General features: G+C 69.5%; 21 protein-coding genes. 13 read left to right on the top strand and 8 right to left on the bottom strand.

Going from position 1 to position 26,473, the window contains the following annotated elements; all coding sequences use genetic code 11:
• The first annotated feature begins 7 nt into the window (after positions 1 to 7).
• Together olsG and TA3x_RS04530 are read left to right on the top strand one after the other, a co-directional pair.
• The gene (olsG, locus tag TA3x_RS04535; protein WP_435018917.1) at positions 8 to 586 is read left to right on the top strand and encodes an ornithine lipid N-methyltransferase; all 579 of its coding nucleotides are present in this window, start codon (positions 8 to 10) and stop codon (positions 584 to 586) included.
• Positions 586 to 2,172: a GH3 family domain-containing protein gene (locus tag TA3x_RS04530; protein WP_435018916.1), complete on the top strand. Its 1,587-nt coding sequence runs from the start codon at positions 586 to 588 to the stop codon at positions 2,170 to 2,172. Before olsG ends, TA3x_RS04530 begins: the two co-directional genes overlap by 1 nt.
• Positions 2,173 to 2,193: 21 nt before the next feature.
• Here TA3x_RS04530 and TA3x_RS04525 read toward each other — a convergent pair whose 3' ends face one another.
• Complete coding sequence (locus TA3x_RS04525) at positions 2,194 to 5,223, bottom strand: tetratricopeptide repeat protein (RefSeq protein ID WP_435018915.1); 3,030 nt, start codon at positions 5,221 to 5,223, stop codon at positions 2,194 to 2,196.
• Between the two features lie 133 nt (positions 5,224 to 5,356).
• The gene (locus TA3x_RS04520; RefSeq protein WP_435018914.1) at positions 5,357 to 5,608 is read right to left on the bottom strand and encodes an acyl carrier protein; all 252 of its coding nucleotides are present in this window, start codon (positions 5,606 to 5,608) and stop codon (positions 5,357 to 5,359) included.
• A gap of 272 nt (positions 5,609 to 5,880) precedes the next feature.
• On the opposite strand from TA3x_RS04520, the gene TA3x_RS04515 reads away from it, so the two are divergent.
• Positions 5,881 to 6,603, top strand: coding sequence for a polysaccharide biosynthesis/export family protein (locus TA3x_RS04515; protein ID WP_435018913.1), 723 nt, complete (start codon positions 5,881 to 5,883; stop codon positions 6,601 to 6,603).
• A gap of 69 nt (positions 6,604 to 6,672) precedes the next feature.
• On the opposite strand, the gene TA3x_RS04510 is transcribed toward TA3x_RS04515, so the two are convergent.
• Positions 6,673 to 7,068, bottom strand: a complete 396-nt coding sequence (locus TA3x_RS04510) for a hypothetical protein (RefSeq protein ID WP_435018912.1) — start codon at positions 7,066 to 7,068, stop codon at positions 6,673 to 6,675.
• A gap of 210 nt (positions 7,069 to 7,278) precedes the next feature.
• Between TA3x_RS04510 and TA3x_RS04505 the strand changes: the two genes are divergently transcribed.
• The 4 genes from TA3x_RS04505 (at position 7,279) to TA3x_RS04490 (ending at position 13,165) form a co-directional block, all read left to right on the top strand.
• Positions 7,279 to 8,418, top strand: a complete 1,140-nt coding sequence (locus TA3x_RS04505; protein WP_435018911.1) for an acyl-CoA dehydrogenase family protein — start codon at positions 7,279 to 7,281, stop codon at positions 8,416 to 8,418.
• Positions 8,419 to 8,552: 134 nt separating this feature from the next.
• Positions 8,553 to 10,169 carry an MFS transporter gene (locus TA3x_RS04500; protein ID WP_435018910.1) on the top strand — a complete coding sequence of 539 codons (1,617 nt, stop codon included), beginning with the start codon at positions 8,553 to 8,555 and terminating at the stop codon, positions 10,167 to 10,169.
• Between the two features lie 82 nt (positions 10,170 to 10,251).
• Positions 10,252 to 11,784: a purine-cytosine permease-like transporter gene (locus tag TA3x_RS04495; RefSeq protein ID WP_435018909.1), complete on the top strand. Its 1,533-nt coding sequence runs from the start codon at positions 10,252 to 10,254 to the stop codon at positions 11,782 to 11,784.
• Between the two features lie 22 nt (positions 11,785 to 11,806).
• Positions 11,807 to 13,165 carry an MFS transporter gene (locus TA3x_RS04490; protein ID WP_435018908.1) on the top strand — a complete coding sequence of 453 codons (1,359 nt, stop codon included), beginning with the start codon at positions 11,807 to 11,809 and terminating at the stop codon, positions 13,163 to 13,165.
• Here the strand turns inward: TA3x_RS04490 and TA3x_RS04485 are convergent.
• On the bottom strand, positions 13,140 to 14,402 hold the full coding sequence (locus tag TA3x_RS04485; RefSeq protein WP_435018907.1) for a type II secretion system F family protein: 1,263 nt from the start codon (positions 14,400 to 14,402) through the stop codon (positions 13,140 to 13,142). The two genes, TA3x_RS04490 and TA3x_RS04485, sit on opposite strands and share 26 nt — an antisense overlap.
• Positions 14,403 to 14,611: 209 nt before the next feature.
• Here TA3x_RS04485 and TA3x_RS04480 point away from each other — a divergent pair, with 209 nt between their 5' ends.
• Complete coding sequence (locus TA3x_RS04480; RefSeq protein WP_435018906.1) at positions 14,612 to 15,544, top strand: nucleoside hydrolase; 933 nt, start codon at positions 14,612 to 14,614, stop codon at positions 15,542 to 15,544.
• Between the two features lie 147 nt (positions 15,545 to 15,691).
• Positions 15,692 to 17,017, top strand: coding sequence for a dicarboxylate/amino acid:cation symporter (locus TA3x_RS04475; protein WP_435018905.1), 1,326 nt, complete (start codon positions 15,692 to 15,694; stop codon positions 17,015 to 17,017).
• Positions 17,018 to 17,027: 10 nt separating this feature from the next.
• Here the strand turns inward: TA3x_RS04475 and TA3x_RS04470 are convergent, their stop codons facing one another.
• Positions 17,028 to 17,882, bottom strand: a complete 855-nt coding sequence (locus TA3x_RS04470) for an esterase/lipase family protein (RefSeq protein ID WP_435018904.1) — start codon at positions 17,880 to 17,882, stop codon at positions 17,028 to 17,030.
• A gap of 237 nt (positions 17,883 to 18,119) precedes the next feature.
• Between TA3x_RS04470 and TA3x_RS04465 the strand changes: the two genes are divergently transcribed.
• Entirely contained in the window at positions 18,120 to 18,563 is a 444-nt protein-coding gene (locus tag TA3x_RS04465; protein WP_435018903.1) for a hypothetical protein, read from the top strand.
• 66 nt (positions 18,564 to 18,629) lie between these two features.
• Positions 18,630 to 19,613, top strand: a complete 984-nt coding sequence (locus TA3x_RS04460) for a DUF1559 domain-containing protein (protein ID WP_435018902.1) — start codon at positions 18,630 to 18,632, stop codon at positions 19,611 to 19,613.
• A gap of 55 nt (positions 19,614 to 19,668) precedes the next feature.
• On the opposite strand, the gene TA3x_RS04455 is transcribed toward TA3x_RS04460, so the two are convergent.
• Together TA3x_RS04455 and TA3x_RS04450 are read right to left on the bottom strand one after the other, a co-directional pair.
• On the bottom strand, positions 19,669 to 20,883 hold the full coding sequence (locus TA3x_RS04455; protein ID WP_435018901.1) for a glycosyltransferase family 4 protein: 1,215 nt from the start codon (positions 20,881 to 20,883) through the stop codon (positions 19,669 to 19,671).
• 47 nt (positions 20,884 to 20,930) lie between these two features.
• The gene (locus tag TA3x_RS04450) at positions 20,931 to 22,148 is read right to left on the bottom strand and encodes a carboxypeptidase regulatory-like domain-containing protein (protein WP_435018900.1); all 1,218 of its coding nucleotides are present in this window, start codon (positions 22,146 to 22,148) and stop codon (positions 20,931 to 20,933) included.
• Positions 22,149 to 22,554: 406 nt separating this feature from the next.
• On the opposite strand from TA3x_RS04450, the gene TA3x_RS04445 reads away from it, so the two are divergent.
• Positions 22,555 to 22,839 (top strand): hypothetical protein, encoded by a 285-nt coding sequence (locus TA3x_RS04445; protein WP_435018899.1) that lies wholly within the window; start codon positions 22,555 to 22,557, stop codon positions 22,837 to 22,839.
• A 207-nt stretch (positions 22,840 to 23,046) separates the two neighbouring features.
• On the opposite strand, the gene TA3x_RS04440 is transcribed toward TA3x_RS04445, so the two are convergent.
• The gene (locus TA3x_RS04440; protein ID WP_435018898.1) at positions 23,047 to 23,523 is read right to left on the bottom strand and encodes a DUF4385 domain-containing protein; all 477 of its coding nucleotides are present in this window, start codon (positions 23,521 to 23,523) and stop codon (positions 23,047 to 23,049) included.
• A gap of 322 nt (positions 23,524 to 23,845) precedes the next feature.
• Here TA3x_RS04440 and TA3x_RS04435 point away from each other — a divergent pair, with 322 nt between their 5' ends.
• On the top strand, positions 23,846 to 26,449 hold the full coding sequence (locus tag TA3x_RS04435; RefSeq protein ID WP_435018897.1) for a hybrid sensor histidine kinase/response regulator: 2,604 nt from the start codon (positions 23,846 to 23,848) through the stop codon (positions 26,447 to 26,449).
• The last annotated feature ends 24 nt before the right edge of the window (positions 26,450 to 26,473 follow it).

The raw sequence follows: 26,473 nt of genomic DNA, 5'->3' as shown, positions 1-26,473 counted from the left end.
GCCGACGATGAATGACCTCCTCCTGTTCTGCGGCAAGTTCCTCCGCCACGGGACCAAGATCGCCAGCCTGGCCCCGAGCAGCCGATGGCTCTCGCGGGCCACGGTCGGCAACGTCGACTGGGACCGGGCCAAGGTGATCGTCGAACTCGGCGCCGGGACCGGGCCGATCACCCGCGCGATCGCCGCGAAGGCCCGGCCCGGCTGCAAGGTCCTGGTCCTGGAGCGCGACCCCGACTTCGCCCGTCTGCTCCGCGAACGGTTCGCCGACCGGGCCGACTTCGAGGTGATCGAAGGCGACGTGCGCGACCTGGCGGCCATGCTCGCCGAACGGGGGATCGACCGGGTCGATCACGTGATCTCCGGCCTGCCGGTGCCATCATTCCCCGCCGATCTCCAGCGGGACCTGTTCCGCGTGGTCGGCCGGGTGCTCGCCCCGGAGGGGACGTACAACCAGATCACCGAGCTGGCCCTGGTCTATCAGGGGCTCTATCGCCGGTATTTCGAGGAAGTGCGGTTCGTCTTCGAGCCCCGCAACTTCCCTCCGGCCGGTGCCTATTATTGCCGGCGGCCGAAGGGCGTGGACTGATGGGAGCGATTTCCCCCCTGGGACTGGTGACCGGGGCCGCCCTGGTGCGGATGGCCGTCAATCACGGCTTCCACGCCTATGCCCGACGCCGGACCCGGGGGCTGGGGTTTGCCGACCCGGTCGCCGTCCAGGAGAAGGCCCTGGCCCGGCTCGTCCGGACCGCCCGCGGCACCCGGTTCGGCCGGGATCACGGCTTCGACTCGATCCGCAACGTCGCCGAGTTCCAGGCCCGCGTCCCGCTGCGGACCTATGAAACGCTCTGGGCCGACTACCTCCGCGACGGCTACCCCCGGTTCGATAACCTGACCTGGCCGGGCCGGATCCCATACCTGGCGCTGACCAGCGGGACGACCCAGGGGGCGACCAAGTACATCCCGGTCTCGTGGGAGATGGTGGCCTCCAATCGCCGGGCGGCCAAGACGATGGTGGCCTACCATCTCGCCGCCCGGCCGGACTCCCGGCTGTTCCGGGGCAAGCTGTTCCTCCTGGGCGGTTCGACCGACCTGGAAACCCCCGCGCCCGGCATCCGCCAGGGGGACCTCAGCGGGATCGCCGCGGCGGAGGCCGGCGACTGGCTCCGCCCGTATTCGTACCCGCCGCTCGAACTGGCTCTGGAATCCGACTGGGACCGCAAGCTCGCGGCGCTGGCCGAGCGGAGCATCGGCGAGCCGATCACCCTGATCGGCGGCGTCCCGAGCTGGCTGCTGGCCCTGTTCGGCCGCGTCCTGGAACGGACCGGGAAGTCGACCGTCGCGGAGGTCTGGCCGGCCCTGGAGGTGGTCGTCCACGGCGGGGTCAAGTTCGACCCCTATCGGAAGTCGTTCGACGAGATCCTGGGCAGCCCGAAAATCCGGCTCCAGGAGACGTATCCCTGCTCCGAAGGGTTCATCGCCTTCGGCGACCCCGACTCGGGCCTCCTCCGCCTGATGTATGACCACGGCCTGTTCTACGAGTTCGTGCCGGTCGACGAGCTGGATTCGCCCCGGCCCACGCGGCACTGGCTGGGCAACGTCCAGGTGGGCGTCAACTACGCCATCGTGGTCTCCACCTGCGCCGGGATGTGGGGGCACATCATCGGGGACACGATCCGGTTCGAGTCGACCCGGCCGCCGCTCCTGACCTTCACCGGGCGGACCCGCTACACCCTGTCGGCGTTCGGCGAGCACCTGATCAGCGAGGAGGTCGAGGGGGCGATCGCCGAGGCCGCCGCGGCGACCGGGGCGGCGGTCCGCGAGTGGCACGTCGGCCCGGTCTTTCGGGGGGCCCTGGGCCATCACCACTTCGTCGTCGAGTTCCTCCGGCCGCCCGACGATCTGGCCGAGTTCCGCCGGTTGCTCGACGCCGACCTCTCCCGGCGCAATGCCGACTATCTCGCCCACCGCGCCGAGGGGATCGGCCTGCCGTTGCCGGCGCTCACGGTGGCCCGGCCGGGGGGCTTCGACGACTGGATGCGGTCCCGCGGCAAGCTCGGCGGCCAGCACAAGGTCCCGCGCATGGACAACTCCGGCACGCTGACGGCGGAGCTGGTCGGGCTGCTCCGCGCCGGCGACGGGATCGATCGGGAACTGTCCGAAGGCGGGATCTGATCCCGCCCCCGGCCCGTGGCGTCAAAGTTCCCCGTCGGGCCCGACCTTCACGCCCCGATCCCGCAACGCGGCCAGGGCGAGCGGGCGGTTCGGTGTGGAGGGTTGCGTGCAGTAGCCGAAGTACTTGAGCGCCTCCTGCTTGCGCCCGTGCATCTCGGCGAAGCGGCCGACGGCGAAGCTGATGTTGGCCCGCGCCACGAGGCCGGAATCATCCACGGCCATTTCGTCCAGGGCCTGGTCGATCGCCGTGAGGTCGAGCGGCGTGCCGGCCGGGGCCTGGAGGCCCGCCTGGATTGACCGGGTGATCGCGGTGAATAGGGGCGCCTTCCCGACCATGTTCTCCACGGCCACCTCCAACGCCCGATCGCGGCCGGGGGCATCACCGAGTTCGTCGGCCAGCGTGGCGAGCTTGATCGAGGTGATGGCCCGGTAGGCGCGATCGTCCTCGCCGTCGCCGAGCCCCTTGAGCAGCGTCTCGTAGGCATCCCTGGCCCGGCCGGGCTCCTTGAGCAGGAGGAAATACGTGGCCAGAAGGTCGAGTTCGCCGGGCCCGGCGTTGTCGGGGTCCGCCAGGACGTGCTGGGCCATCAGGTCGCCGGCTGCGATGATGTCTCCGCGACCGCTCCGCCAGCAGAAGTTGAACCAGGCGGCCGACGAGTTGTCATAGCGTTCGGACAACCGGCGGGCCCAGAGCTCGGCCTTCTCCCAGTCCTTGCGGCCTTCGTGGCAACGGATCGCGCACGCCATCGCCCAACCGGCCCAGGTCTCTGCGGCGGCCTCGGCATAGGGCAGCGCCTTGTCCCAGTCTTTCTGCTCCATGAAGTGATTGGCCAGCTCGACCTGGACCTGAGCGTGGTCGAGGCCGGTGCTTTCTTCTTCCAGGAACTTGTCGAGCGTGGCCTGCCACTCGTCCATCTTCCCGGCCTCCTTGAAGGCGGAAGCCAGGGCCCGGTAGGTGGATCGATCCGGCGAGAGTTCGATCGCGGTGCGGAGCATCGCCTCCGCCTCGGCGGTCTTCTTCTCGGCGGCCAGTCGGACACCCCGGGCGGCCAGGTATTCGGGGTGCCGGGCATGCCGGGCCATCGGGTCGGCGTTCCAATCCTCGTCGAGAGAGCTGGCCGACGATTCCACCAGCAGGGCGGCCCCCAGGGGGGAGTAGGGGCTGATGAAGTTCAACGCCCTGGCGTGGTTCTGGGCGTCGGTCGGGCGGCTCTGGGTGGCGACGGTGGCGTAGTCCCGCTCGATCTGGTCCGGGTGTCCCATCATTTCACGGAAGCAATCCATGCCGACTTTCTGATTGACCCGCAGGAGGGTGCGATAGAGCAGGGTTTCGGTCGCCTCGATCTCCTCGGCGGGGATCGCCTGGATGGCCGCGACGAGTTGGGCCCGGTCCCGGGGCGGGATGTCCGATGCGTAGAGTTCGAGCAACGGCCAGAACGTGTGGTCGGAGACGAGCGGACGCACCTGCTCCAGCAGCTCGTCCACCGGGACGTTCCACATGCTGACCATGAAGTTGACCCGTCGGGCCACCGGGGCGAACCGGGCCTCCCGGCCCATCTTCGCCAGCGCCGACCACGACGGTTCGCCCGCGTCCCGGCCCGGGGCGCCGGCCTCGGCCATCGCCTTGAGGACGGCGACCTCCCCCTCCGAGCCGTCGAGGGCCTTCGCGACCGAGTCGGGCAGCCCGGCGACCCGCTTCAAGTCGCGCGGGACGACCAGGCTGGTCAGGTTCATCCCCTGGACCGTGGCGAGGTGGAGGTGCCCCAGCTTGCCGATGTTGGACGACGCATCCATGATCCAGAGGTTGTCGGGGCTGGCCTGCTGGGCGGCGAGCGTGACCCGGAGCGTTTGCGCCTGGGCCCGGGAGTGTTCGACGGTCATGGCCGCGAGGACCGAGGCGAGCGGCGCGAGCTTCGGGTCCTGGCAGGCGGCCAGCAGCCCCTCGACGTCGAACCGGACCCGCCGGTCGATCAGGTCGACCCAGTCGGGCGGGATCGGCCTCCGAGGCTCCGGCAACGCCTTGCGCTTCTCCTCGGCCAGCTTCAGGTCTTCGAGGGCGAACCGATGCAGGCCGACGAGGCCACGGGCATAGCCCCGAGTCCAGAGCGACAGCGGCTCGCCGGGCCGGATGGCATTCAGCCGCTCGGCGTAGAGGAGCGAGCGAGCCTCGTAGGCCCGGTGCGTGGGGCTCCAGTGGTGCGTGGTCAGGAGGCCGAGGTTGGCATAGCCCCGGGCGAGCGCGGCGAGCCGCTCGGGGGATTCCCCCTCGACCCGCGAGGCTTCATGCAGGGACCGCAAGGCCGAGAACTGCGAGGCGAACGACATCCGGCCGAGGTCGGCCTCGATCGCCTCCGCGGCCGCCCCGGAGGGCCGGGCCGCGGCCCGCTTGGCCGGCACACCGATCTTGGCCAACGCCTCCTTCAACGGGCCTCGGGCCAGCTCGTCGAGCGTGGTGACCAGCGGGGTCAACAGGGGCGGGGACGGGGTCCCGACAGTGAAGATTCGGCCCCAGAGGATCTTGTCCCCTTCCCGGATCGACAGGTGGGCACGCCGGTACGACGGCAACCGGTAATGGATTTCCAGGATCCGGGCCCCCTCGGGCGAGGCAATCTCGTCGCCGATGATCTCGTCGCGGACGATCGCGCCCAGGCCGTCGCGCGCGGCCATCAGGACGGCCTGGCGGAACATCTCGTTCTCCAGGAGCTGTCGCCCCTGGGATTCATCCGAGGCCGGATTGTAGCGGCACCTGCCGACCGACACGACCGCATGGCCGCCATCCTTGCCGATCACGAGCCGGCTGGTGTGCTCGGGAAGCAACTTGGAACCGGCGAGGTCCAGGGAGCCGTCGGCCAGGAGGGACCGTTGGGCCTGGACCGGCGGGGCGGCGGGCGGGGGCGATGGCCAGATTTCCCGGGCCTGCTGGTAGATGCTCCTGCCCGCGAAGGCGCAGATGCCCAGCGCCGCGACGGCGATCAGGATGCCTCGGGCTGGATTCGACCGCCGCGGGGTCGACGGGGACGGATCGGGACGGGGGGAGGCTGGCTCGGACATCGCGGCTGCCCTTCGGGATTTCGTGGGGGGGGATCGGCCTGGCGCCGATGGCCCTCCACGATACCGAGGGAGGCGAGGGAAAGATAAACAGTTCTTCGGCCGTCTCGAAAAGGCATCGGCGGCGGCGGTGGGCTCAGGCGGCCTTCTTGCTCGCGATCAGCTCGGCGATCTGGCCGACCGAGTCGAGGTTGTCGACGCCGGCCTCGTGCGCATCGACGGTGATGCCGAAGCGGTCTTCGAGGAAGACGACGAGCTTCAGCGTGCGGATCGAGTCGAGGATCCCGCCGGTGATCAGCGGGGTCTGGTCGGTCAGCTCCTCCGGATCCTCGCCGGGCAGGAAGTGATCGAGGATGTAGGCGTGGACGGCGTGGCGGATCTCATCCATCGGTAACCTCCCTGTTGCGGCCGGCTGGCCCGTCCCGGGCGCGGGCGGGATCTCGGCCCCGCCTTCCGTGGCGGGCGGCGAAACCCCGGGGATCGGGGCGCGTGACGATACTCCCGAGGGCCGGATCGGGTCAATCGGACTTTTAGGATCAAGGCTCGCATGCGGATCGGCCGATCAAAGCCAGGTATGGGCGCGGTGGCCATCGGGCCTCCCGCCGCCCGGGCCGGGGAATGAGGATGACACCCGCCAGGCGCTCTTGAGGATACAGGCCGATGACTTCACGGATGGTTTCGGCCCGCGGACGCCGCCTGATCGGGGCAGTCGCCCTGATCGGCGTCGCCTGGGCGATGGCGGGCTGCGGGATGGTCAGGGCCAGGCACGAGCCCCAGCCCGGCATCGTCGACCCCCACCAGCCCAAGGAGCTGGAGATGGTGTCGATGCCCCCCTACGTGATCGAGCCGCCCGACGAGATCGAGGTCTCCGTCCGGCCGTCGTCGCTGGAGGTCCTGCTCACGACCGTCACGGTCCAGGCCGACGGCGTGATCGACCTCGGCTTCGTCGGCGACGTCTACGTCGCGGGGCTGACGCTGGCCCAGGCCGAGATGAAGATCGCCCAGCACCTGGAACCCCTGGCCGAACGCCGCAAGGTCCGCGACCCGATCGAGGTCTCGGTGCGCCTGATCAACGGCGGCCAGAGCAAGTTCTATTACGTGGTCGGGTCGGTCACCACCCAGGGCCGGTTCCCGGTCGTCGGCAACGAGAACGTCCTGGATGCGATCCTGGCGGCCGGCCTCCGGACCAACAGCATGCCCGAGAAGGCCTACCTGGTCCGCCCCCATCCGCACACCGGCGCCGATCAGATCCTCAAGATCGACTGGAAGGGGATCAAGGAGCGCGGGGACACCATGACCAACTATCAGATCTTCCCCGGCGATCGCCTGGTCGTCCCCGGCGGCAAGCAGCCTGGGCTGCTCGGATCGCTGTTCGGCGGCTGATCGAGGACGAATCAAAACCCGCCCGGTTCATCGGATCCCGATGGGCCGGGCGTCCCCTTGCGCCCCGGCTCAGAAGCGATCGCCGCAGGCCCGGCGGGCGTCCACCTCGAACCAGTTGTCGAGATAGTAATGCCGCCCCCGGGCCCGGGCCCAGGCGCTCGCCAGGACGTAGGCCGGCAGGAACAGGATGCCCCAGCGTTCGACCTGGCGGACGTGGGCCTGCTCGTGGTCGCGGCAACTGTCCAGGCACCGGACGTCGCGCCCCAGGATGACGTGGCCGAGCGTCATCGCCGAGGCTCGGACCGTGCGGTGTTCCAGCATCCAGCGGGCGAACCCGCCGTGGAACTCGATCGCCCCTCGCCTGCGCTGGGCCCGGCCGCCGGTCGCGAGAGTCAGCGCGCCCCACCACCAGGCCGACCGCCGTGGTGGGCGCGGCCCAGCCGTAGGCGGCGGGGCGGGCCGCACGTCTCCAGATCGTCTTGCGTCGGCCCGGATCGTTCATCGGAGTCGCCTCGGCGTCGGGGTCGGGGGGGGAGGGGACCGTCCTTCTATTGTGGATCTTGCAAGCCCTACGGTCCATCCCCCGATGGCGGATCGGGTGGACCGGGGCCGGGCGGGGGGATACGATCTCCGGTCGGAGCGAGTTCGAGCCACGAGGAGCGGTCGGAGACGGCGATGGATACCCCCAGGGACGGATGGCACGACGCCGCGCTCGCGTTCGCCCGGGCCGAGTTGGTCGAGGATGCGGACATCATCGGCCGCGACGAGCGTCGCGAGTTCTGGCGCGAGGGCTGGCGGCGGTGCGCCCGGTTCGGAATCCAGGGCCTGCCGATCCCCGCCGATTATGGCGGCCGGGGCCTCGGCCTGCCCGAGACGATCGACGCGATGGAGGGGCTGGGCCGGGGTTGCCCGGACAATGGCCTGATCTTCGCCATGAACGCGTCGATGTGGACCGTCTCGATTCCGATCCTCCGGCACGGCACCGACGACCAGAAGCGCCGATATCTGCCCGGCCTGTGCGACGGCACCCTGGTCGGGGCCAACGGGGCCAGCGAGCCGGGGGCCGGGTCGGACATCTTCTCCATGACCTCCCGCGCCGAGCGGGTCGAGGGGGGCTACCTCCTCAACGGCCGCAAGACCTGGGTCACCAGCGGCCCGGTGGCCGACCTGTTCGCCTGCTACGCCGCCACCGACCCCGATCGGGGCGTGCTGGGTATCACCGCCTTCCTGGTCCCGCGCGACACCCCCGGCTTCCGCGTCGTGCGGGAAATCCCCAAGCTCGGCGTCCGCACCGTGCCGATGGGGGAACTGGCCTTCGAGGATTGCTTCCTGCCCGACTCGGCCCGGCTCGGCCGCGAGGGGCGCGGCGCCTCGATCTTCAACGAGTCGATGGAATGGGAACGCGGCGCGATCCTGGCCGCCAGCCTGGGGACAATGCAAAGGCAGCTGGACCGCTGCATCCACCACGCCCGGACCCGCAAGCAGTTCGGCCAGCCGATCGGCAAGTTCCAGGCGGTCGCCCACCGGATCGTGGCGATGAAGCTCCGATTGGAAACCTGCCGGCCCCTGGTCCGCGCGATCGGGCGGCTGAAGGCCGAGGGAAAGGACGCCGCCATGGAGGCCGCGCTGGCCAAGCTCCACGTCTCCGAATGCTTCGTCCAGAACAGCCTGGACGCCGTGCAGGTCTTCGGGGCGTCGGGCTACGTCACCGAGACCGGCATCGAGCGCGACCTCCGCGACAGCGTGGGCAGCCTGATCTACTCCGGCACCAACGACATCCAGCGCAACATCATCGCCCGAGAGTTGGGCCTTTAGGCGGTCCCGGTCGGCCCGGAGAACTTGCGACGCTGCCCCCTGGCATCGGCCTAACCGCTCGGTTAAGACTGGACGGCCCGATCCGATGCGATCGGCCCCCGTCTTCTTCTCTCCAGGCAAAGGGACCGGCTCAGATGGATCCGAATTACCGGGAAGATTTCGGCGACGCGGCCGTCAAGCCACCCAGCCGGAACGATACGCTCCTGTTCTGGGCCTGCTTCATGTCGATCGTCGCCACGGCGTTCGGCTTCGTGGTCCGGACGCAGATCATCGACGACTGGGGCCGCCAGTTCAACCTGAACGAGACGCAGAAGGGGGACATTTTCGGCGTCGGGCTCTGGCCGTTCTCGATCAGCATCGTCCTGTTCAGCCTGATCATCGACAAGATCGGCTACGGCACGGCGATGGCCTTCGCCTTCCTCTGCCACGTCGGCTCGGCCATCCTCACGATCATGACCCCGCAACTGGCGGGCGGCGATCCCGAGAAGGCGTTCTGGCTCCTGTACGCCGGGACGTTCATCGTCGCGCTGGGCAACGGCACGGTCGAGGCCGTGGCCAACCCCGTCGTGGCGAACCTGTTCCCCCGCGAGAAGACCAAATACCTGAACATGCTCCATGCTGGCTGGCCGGGCGGGCTGGTGCTGGGCGGGCTCATCGCGCTGTCGATGGGCTCGTTCGACTGGAGATACAAGGTCGCGTTGCTGTTCCTGCCGGCGGTCGGCTATGCCGTCCTGATGCTCGGGCGGAAGTTCCCGGTCAGCGAGCGGGTGACGGCCGGCGTCTCGTTCAAGTCGATGTGCCGCGAGGTCGGCGTGCTCGGCGCCGCGCTCATCGTCGGGCTGATCGTCCGCCAGTTGGGCACGGTCTTCGCCTGGCCTGATATGATCCAACTCGCGATCTGGGCGGTGCTGACCATCGCCTACGGGGCCTACGTCGGATTCGCGCCCGGCCAGCCGATGTTCCTGTTCCTCATGATCATCATGATCCCGCTGGCCACCACCGAGTTGGGCACGGATAGCTGGATGAGCTCCCTGATGGAGCCGGCCATGCAGGAAGGGCTGGGGATCTCCGGGGCCTGGGTGCTCGTCTACACCTCGCTGATCATGCTCATCCTCCGGTTCTTCGCTGGGCCGATCGTCCACAAGCTCTCGCCGCTGGGCCTGCTGTCGGTGAGCGCCGCGATCGCCGCCATCGGCCTGTTCAGCCTGTCCAAGGCGTCCGGCCTGTCGATCCTGGCCGCGGCCACCCTGTACGGGTTCGGCAAGTCGTTCTTCTGGCCGACCATGCTGGGCGTGGCCGCCGAGCAGTTCCCCAAGGGCGGTGCCTTGACGCTCAACACGCTGGGCGGTGTCGGGATGCTCGCCGTCGGCGTCCTCGGGGCTCCCTTCCTCGGTTCGATCCAGGACTCCAAGACCGACATCGACCTGCTCGCCCGCGAGCCGGCCCTGCATGCCCAGGTGATCGACAACACGCCGAAGTTCAGCGTCTTCGGCAAGTACAAGGCCCTCGACACCAAGAAGGTGGATGCCCTGCCGGCCGAGCCGAAGAAGCTCGTCAATGAGATCAAGGATGGGGCCCGCAAGAACGCCCTGGCCGTCGTCTCGATCCTGCCGTGCATCATGCTGGTCTGCTACCTGATCCTGATCGGCTACTTCCGGACCAAGGGCGGCTACAAGCCCCAGATCCTGATCTCCGAGAAGGAAGAAGCCCTGTTGATGACCGGCGGGGCGGTGGGCCCGGCCGACCTGTAACCTGACCGAAGCCGCCGACTCGCGGGCGATCCCCCATCCCGATGGGGCGATCGCCCGCGTCGTTCCCGGGAAGATCGCCATCATGTCCCACCCGCCCAAAGAGGTCGTGCCGGTCGAGTCCAAGCCCTGGCAGACCGGGCTCGCCCCTGTCTACATCGGCCTGTTCCTCTGGATCGCGTTCTTCGATCAGATCGGCCGGCGCACCCTCCCCGCGGCCGGCCTGGGCTGGTCGTTGCTGGGGGCCCTGGCGGCCGGCCCGCTGGGCTATCTGCTCCTGTTCCGCGTGCCGGCGATGTGGGGCCAGCAGACGGGCCGGCCGCTGGCGGTGGTCAGCACCTCGACATTCGGCAACTCCGGGGCCAGGCTGGTGCCCGGCCTGCTGAGCGGGATCGCGCAGGTCGTGTGGTTCGCGGTGGCGACCGGTTATGCGGTCGAGCTCACCTTCCAGGGGCTCGCCCTCGGCCAGTTCCTCGACCCGCGCGTCCTGCGGCCGACCCAGGTCGGCGGCATGACGCTCCAATCCCCGCTGTTCCTGGCCACGGCCCTGTTCTGGTGCATCACCGTGGGGCTGGTCGGGGGCTGGTTCGTCCGCTGGATCGCCGCGTTGATGCAGGTCTTCCCGATCTTCCCGGCCGTCCTCCTCTCAGCGGTGATGCTGGCGATGCTGGGCGGGTTGGGGACCTACCGGCCGATCGGCTTCGACGGCCTGACCGGCGAGGCGGTGGCCGGGACGGAAGCCGGCTTGCGGGCCTTCCTGCTGGTGATCCAGGCCATCTTCGCCTTCACAGCGATGGCCGGCGTGACCGCCGCCGATTGGGGCTCCGCCAGCCTGGGGCCCCGGGACGTTCGCATGGGGGGCTGGTTCGGCGTCGGGCTGGCGCCGGTCCTGATCGCCACCCTGGGCCTGCTGTCCGTGGCCGGCTATCGCGGCGGCCTGTCCGAACGCCCGATCGCGGCGGTACCGGCCCCTGGGCAGGGGGACTCGCACCTCGAAGAGCAGACGGCACAGGGCCTCGCGATGGCCCGGCCTTCGGAAGCCCCGCTGGCCGTCCCGCCGTACACGTTCCGCGAGGTCCTGGCCGGCGGCTTCGACCGCCGCCTGGCGTGCCTCATGCTGCTCATCTTCGGCCTGGCCTCGCTGGCCCCGGCCTGCTATGCCGCGTTCGATTTCGGCCACCGCTTCAAGGCGATCGCCCCGGGGCTCAGTCGCCTGTCCTGGACGATCATCGGCGCCTCGGCCGCCTGGTTCCTGATCGTGGGAGGTTGGTACGACCGGATCGACGCCGTCTTCGGGGCATTGGGCGCGGCGTTCGCCCCGGTGGCCGGGGCGATGGCCGCCGACTATCGCCGCCACGGCGGCAACTGGCCCGGCCCGAGGCGGGGGATCAACCCGCCGGGCCTGATCGCCTGGGGGCTCGGGCTGGCCGTCGGCCTCCTCCCGCTGATCGGCCGGGGCATCGGCCATGCCCCCCTGGCGCGATTCCAGCCCGCCAGCGTGTGGGCGTTCGTCGTGGCCTTCCTGGCCTATGAAATCCTGGCCGGCCTCGGCCTGGAATCCGGGCGTGACCTGACGCGGAAGACCGACCCGGAGAAGGGGATCGCCGAGGCGACTTGACGGGGCCGGCGGACCTCCGATCATGAGAGGGTCTGGACCGCCCGACCCGCTCCCCCGGCCGACCCGGAGTTCCATGCCCGACCTCACCGCCCCGCCTCGCGCCCGAACGGCGACCTTCGCCGCGCTGGCGATCCCCGATTATCGCCGCTTCTACATCGGTCAGGGGATCAGCCTGATCGGCACATGGCTCCAGGATGCCGCCGTCGGCTGGATCGTCTACGAGGTGACCCGGTCGGAGATGGCCCTCGGGCAGGTCCAGGCGGCGAGCTTGCTCCCGGGCCTGGCCGTCGGCCTCTTCGCCGGAGCCCTGGCCGATCGGGTCGCCCCCAAGGCGCTGATCCTCTCGACCCAGATCGGCCAGATGGCCCTGGCCTTCGCCCTGGCGGCCCTGGTGGCCTTCGGTGTCGAACGGGTCTCGATCGCGCCCTTGGCGGTGGTCGTGGCCCTGGCCCGGGTGCTGATCACCTTCGAGATGCCCGCCCGCCAGGTGTTCCTGTACGGGATCGTCGGACGGGCCTCGCTGATGAATGCCATCGCCCTGAACAACGGTCTGTTCAACGCATCGCGGGTCATCGGCCCGGCCCTGGCGGGGCTCTGCTTCGAAACCCTGGGCGGGGCCTGGTGCTTCGGGCTCAACGGGGCGAGCTACCTGGCCGCGATCGCCGCCTTGCTGTCGATCCGGGCGCGAGAGCGTCCGCAAGCGGCCCATGCGGAGGGGGACGCGGGGAACCTGCTGGGCGGGATCGCCTATCTCGGCCGCGACCGCCGGGTGCGTGGGTTATTCACGCTGATGGCCGTGTTCGGGGTCTGCGGGATGGGCTACTCGGCGCTGATGCCGGCCTATGCCCGCGTCGTCGTGGGGACCGGGGCCCGGGGCTATAGCGTCCTGCTGGCGGCCGCGGGGGTCGGTGCCACTTGCGGGGCGCTGGTGGTCGCCTCGCTGGGCGGGTTGGCCCGCAAGGAACGGCTGATCCCGGCCGGCTTGCTGGTGTTCTCGGCCTTCCTCGCCGCCTCGTCGGCCTTGCCCAAGTCCCCCGGCGGGCACGGCGGCGAGGTGATACGGCTGGCGATCGGGGCGTTTTGCATGATGGGGGCCGGGTTCGGCGGGGTCATGTTCTATTCCTCGACACAGACCCTGATCCAGACGTCCATCCCCGACGAGCTACGCGGCCGGATCATGGGCATCTGGATGATCATCTTCTCGGCCTCGGTCCCGCTCGGCGCCCTGTGGTCGGGTGGGCTGGCCGCGCAGGTGGGCGTCGAGCCGGTGTTGCGGCTCGCCGCCCTCCTGAGCGCGGTGGCCGCGGCGGTCGCGATCGCCACGGGGTTCCTCGCCCAGCGCAGGGATGACCCGGTCAGCCACCTCCCGCCGCCGACGTGATGATCTGGATGTAAGGCAGGATGATCGCCAGGATGATGAACAGGACGACCCCGGCCATGGTGATGACGATCACGGGCTGGACCAGTTGCCCGAGATTCTTGACCGTGTAGTTGACCTGATCCTCGTAATCATCCGCCAGCTTATCGAGCGACTCGGGCAGGCGGCCCGACTCCTCACCCGAACCGACGATGGCGATCACGTCGGGGCCGAACTGCCGGGTCGCGGCCAACGCCTCCGACAGCTCGGCGCCGTGGAGGACCTGTGACCTCATCGAGGCGACCGCCTCGCGGAATGGTCCCAGGTGGAGAACCCTGGCCGTCAGGTCGAGCGATGAGCCGATGTCGACCCCCGCCCCCAGCAAGGAGCCGAGCGTCCGCGCGAATCGGCTGGTGTCGATCTTCCTGCGGAGCGACCCCAGGACGGGGACGTACAGGCTCAATCGGTCGAGCGTCGCCCTCCCCGAAGACGTCCTGTACCAGCGGAACGCCGCGAATAAGAACACCGCCGTGGCGAGCGGGATCGACCACCAACCGTGCGACGTGACGAACGCGCTGAAGCCCATGAGCACACGGCTGGGCAGGGGCAAATTGGCCTGGCCCCCCCGGGTCATGTCGGCGAGGAGGTCGGCGAACTTGGGGAGCACGAAGATGGCGAGGAGCAGCACGACGCCGAAGGCGACCGCCAGGACGCAGGCCGGATAGATCAGTGCGGACCGGGCCTGTCGGATCAGCCGGAGCCGGGCATCGTAGTGGTTGGCCAGCCGCCGGAGGGTCTCGGGGATCCCGCCCCGGGCCTCGGCCACGGTCATCATGCTCAGGCAGAGGGAGTCGAAGGCCTGGGGTTCGTTGGCCATCGCCTCCGACAGGGGATCGCCCCCCGAGACCGCCAGCCGCAGGCGGCGGATGACCGGCCCCAGGGCCGATCGGGCGAACTGGGTTTCCATGCTCGCCAGCGACCGGACCAGGTCGACCCCCGAATCCTGGTACGAGGCGAACTGGCGGCAGAACATAGCGAGGTGGGCCGTGCTCACCTGCCCGTAGAAGATCCGCTCGAACCAGTTCGGGCCGCCCGTGACCGGGGCGGGGGTGCGTTCTTCCCGCTTCTTCCGGGCGGCCCCGGCGGGGATCGGGCTGGGCCGGAACGTGCTGCTGCCCCCGCCGACGGCCTCCTCGACGGGACGGGGCCGCGGCCCGGGGCGGCGAGGCGGGCGGGGCTCCTGGTCGTCGTCTCGGCTCATCATCGCTCCTTTTCGCCTTCGGCGATCGACCTTCGGTCAACGTCACGCTACCTCGGACAATCATCGGCGATCCCGGTCCCCAGGGCAATCGGTCGCGACCCCAGGGCCGGGCGGGTCGGCCCCAGGGCCGGCCGTTGCCGGCGCCCCGCCCCGATCGAGTATCCTGAGCGACGGGCCGGTCCGAGCCGAATCCCCTGGGAGAGTCGCCGATGAACATGCCGATCGCCATCGCCCTGATCGCCGGAGTCGTGGGGCAGGGGCCGCCCGCGCGGCGGCCGGTCGTCCTGACCACGGACATCGGGGCCGAGGTGGATGACCAGTGGGCTCTGGTCCACCTGGCCCTCTTGCCCGGGATTGACCTGAAGGGGATCGTCACCACGCACTCCCCGTCGCTGCCCGCCCCGGCGGCCGAGGGGGCCGCCCGGATCGCCCGGGAATGGCTCGCCCGACTCCCGGAAGGCCGACGCCCCCCGGTCCTGGCCGGGTCGAACCGGCCGCTCTTCAGCAAGGAGGCGACCGCGTCGAATCCGGGCGTCGACTTCCTTCTGGAGCAGGCCCGCGGCCGAACCCCCGCCGACCGGCTCACGGTGATCGTCCTGGGCGCGGCCACCGACGTCGCTTCGGCCCTCCGCATCGACCCCGCGTGGGCCGACCGGGTCACCATCGTGGCGATGGGGTTCAACGAATGGGACATTGGCGGTGACGTCTGGAACGTCAAGAATGACCCCGACGCCTGGAGGACGCTTCTGGAATCCTCGATCCCGATCGTGGTCGGGGATTCCGCCCTGACCCGGAAGGCTCTGGCGATGACCCCGGATCGCGCTCGTCGCCTGCTGGCCGATGGCCCCGAGCCGGGTCCCGCCCTGGTCCGGGAATTGGAAGCGTGGCTCGCCCGGAGCGGCAAGCTCGCCGAATCCGAGACCGGGTCGGCGACGACCTGGCCGATCTGGGACGAGGTCACGACGGCCATCTTGCTCGGCCTGGCCACGGCCGAGACTCGCCCGCGACCCCGCCTGAACGCCGACCTCTCGTTCGACCATTCCCGGCCGGCCGGCGAGATCCGCTGGGTCACGGCGATCGACGCCGACGCCTTATGGGCCGACCTGGCCGCCCGGATCCGGGCCGGGCGACGGGAGGATTGACCCTATCCCCGACCGCCATCGACTGTTAAGATCGAGCGGACGAGGCCGGCGATCGCCGCCCCTCGCGTCCGACGAGGTCCCCTCTCCCACCGACTCCGACCCGGATCTGAACCCTTCCTCCCGTCCTCGATGTTGTTTGGAGCTGCGATGGCGCATGCCGATTACGAGGCCCCGGCCGGCGTGGCCGACGAGCCCGAGAGCCGCCCCGGCGGGATCCCGCTCTATGTCTGGGTGATCGCGGCGGCCTTGCTGGCCATCCCGTTCGGATATTTCGCCCCGAAGACGATCGCGGGGATCGACGTCCCGGCGACGCTCGACCTGGCCCCCAACCTGATCATCCGGGCCCTGAAGGCGATTGCCACCCCGCTGGTGGTGATGGCGATCCTGAGCGCCCTGGTGACCAACGACATCCGCGGCCGGCAGGGCGCGCTGATGATGTTCTATTACTTCGTCAACACCATCGCCGCGATCACCATCGGCCTGGTGCTGTCCAATCTGATCCATCCCGGGGTCGGCGCCAAACTGGCCGAGATCGCCTCGGCCGCTCCATCGGCCGGGGCGGCGGCGAAGCCCGGCCCCCAGGGGGTGACCAAGCTCCTGTTCGAGCTGGTCCCCGAGAGCATCGGCGATGCCTTCGTGCGGAATCACCTGGCCCAGCTGGTCATCGTGACCCTGGCCCTGGGGATCGGCCTGGCCAAGATCCGCGACGAGCAACGCGCCCGGGGCGAGACGACCTACCAGGTGGCGATCGACCTGGTGGTCGTGAGCTTCGAGCTGCTGATGCGGGTCCTGCTCTGGATCGTCGCCCTGGTCCCCCTGGCCGTGTTCGGGGTCGTCGCCGCCAACATCATGAGGTACGGGTTCGGCATCTTCCAGTCGCTGATCTGGTTCATCGCCGTGGTGCTGGGCGGCCTGGCCTGCCAGGTGATCTGGTATCTGATCCAGCTGGCCGTGTTCGGCGGGATGTCCCCGATCCGGTTCATCAAGGGGGCCGCCAACGTGATGGCGACTTCGTTCAGCACGGCCAGCACCGGGGCCACGATGGCCTACACCCTCCGCGCCCTGATGGGGCCGCTCGGGGTGTCGCGCCAGTCGAGCCAGCTCGCGGCCTGCGTCGGGACGAATTTCAACAACGACGGCACGGCGCTCTACCAGGCGGCGGTGGTCCTGTTCATGGCCCAGGCGCTGGGGCGGAACCTGGGCCTGACCGAGCAGCTCGTGGTGGTCCTGACGACCGTGATCGCCAGCATCGGCGCCGGCTGCATCCCGTCGGGCGGGTTCGTCACCCTGCCCCTGATCTTCGCGGCCGTGAACCTCCCGTCGGAGCAGATCCCGCTGCTGCTCACGGTCGACTGGTTCCTGGACCGGTGCCGGACCTCGTCCAACGTCCTCGGGGACATGACGGTGGCGATCCTGCTGGATCGGACGGCAACGACCGACGCCGTGGCCGAGCCGGTCGCCGAGATCGTCTAGCCGCGTCGGTTCAGGCCGTCTCGCGCGAGGCGAACTCGGCGAGACGGTCGGCCTCGCAGGGCAGGGTGGCCAGGTGGGCCAGGACCTCCCCGTAATACCGGGCCACGCTGGGGAAGGGGAGCGTCCCGCCGTCCGCCGGGAACCAGTTCATCTGGCGGAGGTGATCGACCGGCCAGGTCGGCAACGGTTCGCCGAAGGCGTTCGCCGACCCGACCGAGACCAGCCCATCATTGTGCCCTTCCAACTCGCAGAGCGCGGCGTGGAGCCGGCGCAGCGGCCAGCAGACGTCGGACGGGTCGGGGTCGCCGGCCACGCTGAATGTCGGCAGTCCGCGCGGGGCGGCCGTGCGCCGGTTGAAATCCCGGGCGGCCGCCGGGGTCACGTCCATGAACCCGGCGTGGTCGATGCCCAGGCGTTCCAGGACCGAATAGATCCGCCCGACCCGGAGCTTGGCGAAGTCGGCGAGGGCCGAGCCGAGGTGGGGCGTTGCGATCGTGGTCAGGCTGAGGATGCGGCCTTGCCACCACGGGTCGGCCACCAACGCACGGGCGTCCAGCCCCCCCATGCTGTGGCCGATCAGGTGCACCGGCTCGTCGGGGAAGGCCTCGCGGATCTGCTCGCCGAGCTTCCGCGACCTGCGGGCGACCCCCGCCGTCGGGTGGACCCGCGTCACCAGGACCCGGTTGCCCGCGGCCCGCAACGCTTCCGGGATCCCTCGGAAATACCAGGCCAGGGTCAGGGGGCCGAGGCCGATCCTGCGGAACCCGAACAGGCCATGGGCCATGACGATCGGGGCGGCCAGGCGAGGCGTCGGGCGGGATAGTTCGGGTGGCATCGTGGGGTGGTTCGACCGCGCCTTCTGCATGGCATCTCTTGGGGAAGGATAGGCCATGGAGGGAAATAGGCAAGTCATCCACCCGTCGTCGCGACGAAACCCACGACGATCTTGAGAGAAAATTGACAACCCGACAAATCCGATAAAACTGGTCAACTTGAGATTGAAAAACCGATCAATCTCGACAATCATGACCGACATTGATGGCAACGTGATTTTGGCCCGTTTTGCAGGCCGAATTTTGCCTGTCTCCGAGTGGAGAGAATCATGAGATCGTGGCGCGGGTCGGCCTCCGTGACGGGTTGGATCTCCCTGTCGGTAGCGGCGTTGCTGAGCGTGCCCGGGTGTTCCCAGGACGCTCGGACGAAGGTCTATGCGGTGCAGGGGAAGGTGTTCTTCAAAGGGGCTCCCGCCTCGGGCGGATTCGTGGTCTTCCACCCGGCCGCCGCGGGCACCGATGCAACGTTGCCGACCGCCCCGGTCAAGTCGGATGGTTCGTTCCAACTGACCACCTACGAGAACAACGACGGCGCGCCCGCCGGGGAGTACGCCGTCACGGTGCAGTGGAATCGCCCGATCGTGGTCAACAAGGAATTGCAGTCGGGCCCGAACGTGATCCCCGCCAAGTACAGCGATCCCGCCAAGACTCCGCTGAAGGTGACGGTCGCGCAGGCGGCCAACGACCTGAAGCCGTTCGAGATCACCAAGTAACGCGGGACCGCCCCCGGCACGACGCCGACCGGCGACCTTTCCCCCCAGATTTCAGGAGTTCCGTCCATGATCCGTCGTCGCGCCTCCCGTCGGGGTTTCACGCTGATCGAGCTGCTGGTCGTCATCGCCATCATCGCCGTGCTGATCGCCCTGCTGCTGCCAGCGGTCCAGGCGGCTCGCGAGGCGGCCCGCAGGACCCAGTGCGTGAACAATCTCAAGCAACTCGGGCTGGCTATCCACAATTTCGAGAACGCCCGGAGCGTCTTGCCCTCCAGCGTAAGGGCGGGCGGGGCCACCACGGCGCCCCGCGTCGCCGCCCTGACCTTCATGCTCCCGTACATCGAGCAAACGGTCCTGTACAACGCCTACAACCAGTCGGTGAACTGGAGCCTCCCGGAGAACTCGACGGTGGTGCGGGCCAACGTCAACAACCTGCTCTGCCCCTCCAGCCCCGCCGATCCGAAGCGGCTCGACGGCGATGCCCAGGCGGCCACCTGGACGCCCACGGTGGCCGCGCCCACGGACTACGGCGTGGTCATCTCGGTGGATCCCCGCGTCGTCTCCGGCTCGTGGGCCTCGGTCTCCGGGCCGGGCATGATGCCCAAGAATGAGAGTCCCCGGCTGGCCGACGTGACCGATGGGCTGTCCAACACGATCGCCATCGCCGAATCGGCGGGCCGGCCGATCGTCTATCGCCGGGGCGGGCGAACCGTGAACGACGGCTCGGCCCATTATTCCAACGGGGGCGGCTGGAGCCGGCCGGCGAGCGACTTCAGCATCGACGGTTCGGACCTGGGCGGGAACAACACGCCCGGGCCCTGCCCGATGAACTGCACCAACGGCCAGGATCAGGGACCCACGCCGTCGATCACCTATCCCTATTACCTCTCCGAAGGCTCGGGGGAAGCGTTCGCGTTCCACCCCGGCGGGGCGAACTTCCTGTTCGGCGACGGCTCGGTGAAGTTCCTCAAGGAGACGATCTCGATGCGGATCTTCGCGGGCCTCGTGACCCGGGGCGGCGGCGAGATCCAGGGGGCGGATTCCTACTGAACCCGGGCCGACCAGGGGCCCGGATCGCGGCCCGATCCCCCGGGATCGGGCCGCGTCATGCGCCGATGATCGGGAGGCCCGATAGCATCCGTCGATAGATCGCCTCGTAGCGGTCGACCACGGCGGTCAGGGCGAACTCGGCATCGATCCGCGCCCTGGCAGCCGTACCCAGGCGGCCCCTCAGGGCGGGGTCGCCCAGGACCTCGACCAGGTTCGAGGCCCACGCGTCGCGATCGTCGGGCGGGATCAGGAGGCCGGATCGGCCCTCAGCGAGCAGGTCGGTGTTGCCCCCGATCGCCGAGGCCAGGCAGGGCAGGCCGGTCGCCATCGCCTCCAGGAGCGAGTTGCTCATCCCCTCGGCCACGCTGGGCAGGACGAAGACGTCGGAGGCGCGGAGGATCTCGGCGGGGTCGGCCGAGGGTCCGGCGAAGTGGACCCGGCCGGCCATCTCCGGGGACCGGGACCGTTCGACGAGCCGGTCGCGCTCGGGGCCGTCCCCGACCAGGATCAAGGCCGCGCCGGTGCGGGCCACGACCTCGGGCCAGATGTCGAGCAGGAGATCCAGGTTCTTCTGGGGGTGGAGGCGCCCGGTGAATACCACGCGAGGGCCGACCGGGAGCCGGGACTCGACCTCCGGGGAGGCCCGCCCGGGGCGGAAGTGCTGGCTATCGACCCCGCTGGCGGTCCGGATCATCCGATCGGGCGGCACCCCGAGCGCGAGCCACTGGCGTTCGATGTCGGCGGAGATCGCCGCATAGGCGGTGTGCCCGACCGCGAGCCGGCGGAGCCAGGGAAACCCCTTGGTCCGGGCCATCTCCTCGGCCTCGCCGAAATAGCCCGAGCTGGCGGGCTGGATCAGGACGGGCGCCCCGCCCAGCAGCGGCCGCCCCGCGCCGGTGGCGATCGACTCCCACAACCCCTGATGGGTATGGATCAGGTCGTAATGGGGGCGGAGCCGCCTCAGAGCCCGGACCACGCCGGCGACGAACGAGATCCCGAACAGGGGGCCGAGCGATGAGGTGCGGACCCACCGGTGGATCCGCACCCCGTCGATGGCGTCGTCGTCCGGCTGCCCCTCGATGGATCGGGTCACGACCCGCACCGAGTGCCCCCGTCGGGCCAGTTCCCGGCCCTGGGCCAGGGCCTGGCGCTCGGCACCGCTGGCATGGGGGTGGAAATGGCTCAGGACATAGCAGATCCGCAGCGGTGCCGATCCGTCCGCCATGATCGTGCCGCCCGCCCCGGCCGGTTTATCGAGCGGGGCGGGCATCGAAGGCCCGCCCCGCGAGGAAGAGTTTCGTGCCGGCCTGCCGGCGATCAACGGGTGATGACGAACTCGCTGACCCCGCGCCCGGCGGCGTCCATGATCCGCCCGGCGCTGGCCGTGACGTCGTCGCTCCCCACGCTCCGGACATTTCCGCTCGGCATCCGGACCTTCACGGCCCAGTCGCCGTCGGGCAGGGTCACGGCGAAGTGGCCATCGGCATCGGTCTGCGTGGTCCGGTCCGAGAAGGCGCCGGTGCGGCTGGTCAGGTAGACGGTGACGCCCTCCTCCGGCTTGCCGGTATCGAACGCCATGACCCGGCCCCGCAGGACGTTGCGCGACTGGACCGGGGGCCGGAAGTCGGGCCGGTTCGGGCTCGAATAGATCGACTTGTAGGAGTCGCGCCGCTCGGGCAGCGAGTTGTCCTGGGGCAGCGAGGTGCTGGGGCCGCTCTCGCCGGGCTTGGGGATCTCGGGGAAGTCCGGTTCCGGCGGCGTGCCGGTCGGCTTCGCCGGGCCCGGATCGAGCGGGGTCGTGGGGGCGGCCGGAACAGGTACGGTCGAACGATTCGTGGGGGTGGCGCCGCTCGAGGTCATCGGGGGCTCGGCCACGGCGGGTTCGTGGCTCTCGTTCGATGGAGTGCTCTGCATGACCCCCGACGGCTGACGCTCGGCCGGGGCGACCGGGGGCAGGGGCCGGGGTGCCTCGTTCCGCGTCGTCGAGGTGGGCGTGGGCGTGAGCGTGGGCGTGAGCGGGGCCGACGTCTCCTCGCACGGGGACGACGAGGCCAGCGAGGTCGCGATCAGCGGCGAACCGACCACGTAGGACGTCGGGACGATCGTCGACGACACGTAGCGGGTCGGGAGGACATAGCTGGTCGGCGACACGACGGTGGTCGTGGGCACGACGTACGAGGTCGGCGCCAGCGCGTAGCGCGGGGAGACGATGTACGACGTCTTCTCCACGAACCGGCGCGGACGAAGCACCGAGGATCGATAGGTCCGCACGTAGGACGTCTGGTCGAGGATGTCCGGGGCGAACACGCTCGAGGTCGCCACATAAGACGTGGGCAGCACATAGGAAGTCGGCGACAGGTAGCTGGTCGTCGTCGTCGGCAGCAGGTAGGAGCTCGACACGACCGTCGAGGTCGGCAGGAGGACCGACCCCGAGGAGAGGTAGTCCGTCTCATAGATGACGTCGGACCGGGCCGAACTCGGCAGGAAGAGGAGCGTGCCCGCGATCAAGGCCTGCGACACGGGGCGGAATCTCATGGTCGGTCAATCTCCTCGGAGAAACCCTCGGAATCGATGCCGGACTCGGCCAAGCCCGCACAATCCGATTCCCCTATCTTACCGACAATACCAGAACTCACGACCGATCGTCACCAGGTCAGGCCCCGGTGACATCTCCACTACGGGCAAAAGGCGAACCAAGACGTCCCGATCGCCGGGGGCACCCGGCCTACTGCCGCTACAATCCCGACAATCATTGCACAATTCCAGGGATACGTCCAAAACGTCTCAAGAATTTCGGCTGATCGGCCGGGCCGGGCGGTCGGTCGCGGCGGGATCGGCCCGGACCGACTCCCCCTGGCACTCCCGCCGACGATGGCATATTCTAGAAACTTCGACTCAGTCCGAACCGTTCGTTCCCCGCCGCATCCGACGGAGTGAGGCCATGCCGACGACTCCCCGCGACGTCGCCGCGGTGCTCAATCGCGACTTCCTGGAAACGCGTGGCAAGATCCTCGAACTCGCCGCGGCGCTCGATCGCCTGGACCGGGCACCGACCCATTCCGGCGACTCTCCCCCGGACCGCCGCATCGGCCAGCTTCGCCAGGCGATCGAGGCCCTCCTGGAGCCCGGTCCCGGCCGCGCCGAGACGGTCCAGCGACTGTTCTCGCTCGACTACGACCCGGGTTGGATGGAAGCGACGGGCCTGGCCAGCAGGCGCCAGGGCTGACGGACGCCACGGCCGAAGGTCAGGCCGTCGGGGGCCTGAGCGGTGGTCCCCGGCGATGCCTGCCGGCAGTCGGCCGGAGATCGGCATGCTGCTCGAATCCTGGCTCTCCCGGCTCGTCACTCTCGGCCCGCCGACGTCCCGGGCCGCGTCCTTTCCTATCCGCATGCGCCGCCCCGGGCCGAGCCGGTAGCCTGCCGCGATCGCCGGTCACCCATACCTTTCCTTCCATTCCGCCTTCAACTTCGCATAGGCGGGCTTGGCCTCGGCCTTCTTCCAGGCGTCGAAGAAGATCTGGGCCGAGGCCGCCTTCACCGGGTCGCCCGTCCCTTTTTCGAGCTGCCGCTTGTCCACGGGGTCGTACTTCCGGCCGCCCTTGTAGTTCGTGTAGCGGCGGGCGCGGGTGAAGCCCATCTGAAGGAACTTGCGGGCCATGTCCGCGCCGACGAAGTCGCCCCGATGCAGATAGGCCAGGAACATCTTATAGATCGCCCGGCTGGACACGGCGGCGATCTCGGGCGTCTTGAACCGCCACAAGGGGACGAGCTCACCCTTGTAAGGCTCGCAGATCAAGACGCCCTGTTCCCCCTTGCCGACCCGATACAGTTCCGGGTGCTCCCGGTAGTCGACGTCGGGCTTCCAGGCATATTTCGTCTTGTCGAAGTTCAGGTAGCTGGGCGTATCCATGTCGATACATCAGGAGCAAGTCCCGGGCCGGGCGTGGCACCTGATGAGATGAAGCGGTTGATGCCGAGATCGGCCCGAGAGTCCGCCTCGACCTTTGGGTCACCATGTTCGGACGCCGCAATTCTTGGCGGCCCTACCTGCCGCGCTGCCCGCCTCGCCGGTAAAATGGGTAACCCAGTCCTTGACGATGGATCGCCGAATGGTCTGAGGCAAGAACGGTGATAGGGTGAACGATCGAGAAGATCCCCGCCCTCCGGGCAAACTACCGGTACCGGACTCCCCGGCGAATTCGGACGCCGCGAAACGGGGCGAGCGGCGCCGATTGCTCGCCATTGAGGCCGCCAGGATTGGCGACTACGTCCTCGACCTGCGGGCCGGCCGGTTCGAGTGGGGCGACCAGGCCCTGGCGATGCTGCGCCGCGCGCCGGGGGAGAATGCGACGCTCGCAGAGCATCTGGGCCTGATCCACCCCCAAGACCGGGCGCGTGTCGAGCGCGAGATCGAGCGGGCGGCCGCCCCCGATGGCGACGGTCGATATCGCTTCGAATTCCGCCTGATCGGCCCGGACGGCTCGCCGCGATGGATCGAATCGGCGGGCCGGGCGTCGTTCGATGCGTCGGGGGAGACGGCCACGCATCTCTTCGGCGCGATGATCGACGTGACCGAACGCCGCCTCGCCGAGGAGGCGCTACGCCGTTCCGAGGGCAAGTATCGCACCCTGCTCGATTCGATCGACGAGGGGTTCTGCACCTTCGACATGATCTTCGACGACGCGGGCGTAGCCATCGACTACCGCTTCGTCGAGTACAACCCCGCGTTCGAGCGGCATACGGGGCTGAAGGACGCGGTCGGGCGGACCATCCGCGAATTCCTGCCCGATCAGGATCGGCACTGGTTCGAGATCTACGGACGGGTCGCCACCACCGGCGAACCGATCCGCGTGACCCGCTACGGCGAGGCGCTGGGGCGTTGGATCGAGGTCTATGCCTTCCGGGTCGGCCGGCCCGAGCAGGGGCGCGTGGCCGCCCTGTTCTCCGACGTCACCGCGAGCAAAGAGGCCGAGCTGGCCCTGAAGGCCAGCGAGGAGCGGCTCCGCACCGCCCTGGCCGCGGCCCGGATGGTGGCGTGGGAGTGGACCCCGGCCGACCGGAGGCTGCGGGTCTCCGAGACGGCCGCCGACGTGTTCGGCCTGCCCCCCGGCGTGGGGCTGACCGGCATCGACCAGGGCCTGGCGTTGGTCCACCCCGACGATGTGGCGGCGTACGAGGCGACGTACCGCGACGCGATCGAGCGCCGGGGCGGCTACCACATCGACTACCGGCTGATCCGCCCGTCCGACGGCCGGGTGATCTGGATCGAGGAGCGGGGCGACACGGTCTTCGACCAGCCCGGCGGGGGGGTCCGCCTGTTCGGCGTGGCGGCCGACGTCACCGAGCGGAAGCGGGCCGAGGCCGAGGCGGCCCGGCTGGCCGAGAAGCTGAGGCTCGCCCTGGACGCGGGCGGTCTGGGGACGTGGGAGTGGGACCCGGCCACGGACCGGATGACCACATCCGCCCGCGCCGCCGAGTTGTACGGGACGCCGCCGGGGGTGCCGCACGGCCGCGAGGAAGGTCGGAGGATGATCCACCCCGACGACCGCGAGCGCGCACGCGAGGCGGCGGCGCGGGCGGTGGCCGAGAAGACCGACTACAACATCGAATACCGCCTGGCCGACCGCCCCGTCTGGGTGGCCGCCCGCGGTCGCGGGCTCTATGACGCGGCCGGCAACCTGGTGCGGATGCACGGCGTGGTGCAGGACGTGACCGAGAGGAAGAGGGCCGAGGAGGAACTGCGGGAGTCCGACCGGAAGAAGGACGAATTCATCGCGCTGCTGGCCCACGAACTGAGGAATCCCCTGGCTCCCATCCGCAACGGCTTGCAGGCGCTCAAGCTCGCGGGCGGGGACGCCTCGTCGGGCTGGGCGTTGGGCATGATGGACCGGCAGCTCACGCACATGGTCCGACTCATCGACGACCTCCTGGACGTCTCGCGGATCAACCGGCACAAGATGGAGCTGCGCCGGGTCAGTGTGACCCTCGCCGAGGTGATCGCCAGCGCGGTCGAGACCGCCCGGCCGATGATCGACGCCGCCGGCCACGAGCTGACCGTGTCCCTCCCCGTCACGCCGATCGATCTCGACGCGGACCTGACGCGACTGGCCCAGGTGTTCTCCAACCTGCTGACGAACAGCGCCAAGTACACGCACCGAGGGGGCAAGATCTGGCTCGGCGCCAAGCCCCAGGGTGATGTCGTCTCCGTCTCGGTGCGAGACACGGGCATCGGCATCCCCGAGGCGGAGTTGCCGAAGATCTTCGACATGTTCAGCCAGGTGAACCGGTCGATCGAGCGGACGACCGGCGGCCTCGGCATCGGCCTGGCCCTGGTCAAGGGGCTGACCGAGATGCACGGCGGCACGGTCGCCGTCGTCAGCGATGGCGGAGGCACCACGTTCACCGTCACCCTCCCGGTCCTCTCCGGGCATCGGGGCCGGGCCGCGACCGAGCCGGCGTCGCCCAGGCGGGCGGGCTACCGCATCCTCGTGGTGGACGACAGCCGGGACGGGGCGGTCAGCCTGGCCCGCCTGCTGAAGATGGCCGGCCACGAGGTCCGCACCGCGTTCGACGGCCAGCAGGCGGTGGAGGCGGCCCGCGAATATCGCCCCGATGTGGTGCTGATGGATATCGGCATGCCGGTGCTCAACGGGTACGAGGCGACGCGCCAGATCCGGGAACAGCCCTGGGGCGAGTCGATCACGATCATCGCCCTGACGGGGTGGGGGCAGGAGGGGGACCGCAAGCGGTCCAAGGAGGCGGGATGCGACGGGCACCTGGTGAAGCCGGTCGACTTCCCGGACCTGGAGAAGATGCTGGCCGAGCTGAGGACCTGAAGCGGAAGATCCACCGGAGGGGCC

This window comes from Tundrisphaera macrotermitis, assembly GCF_051175315.1.
GTDB lineage: Bacteria > Planctomycetota > Planctomycetia > Isosphaerales > Isosphaeraceae > Tundrisphaera.
This window is presented reverse-complemented; position numbering and strand designations above follow the sequence as displayed.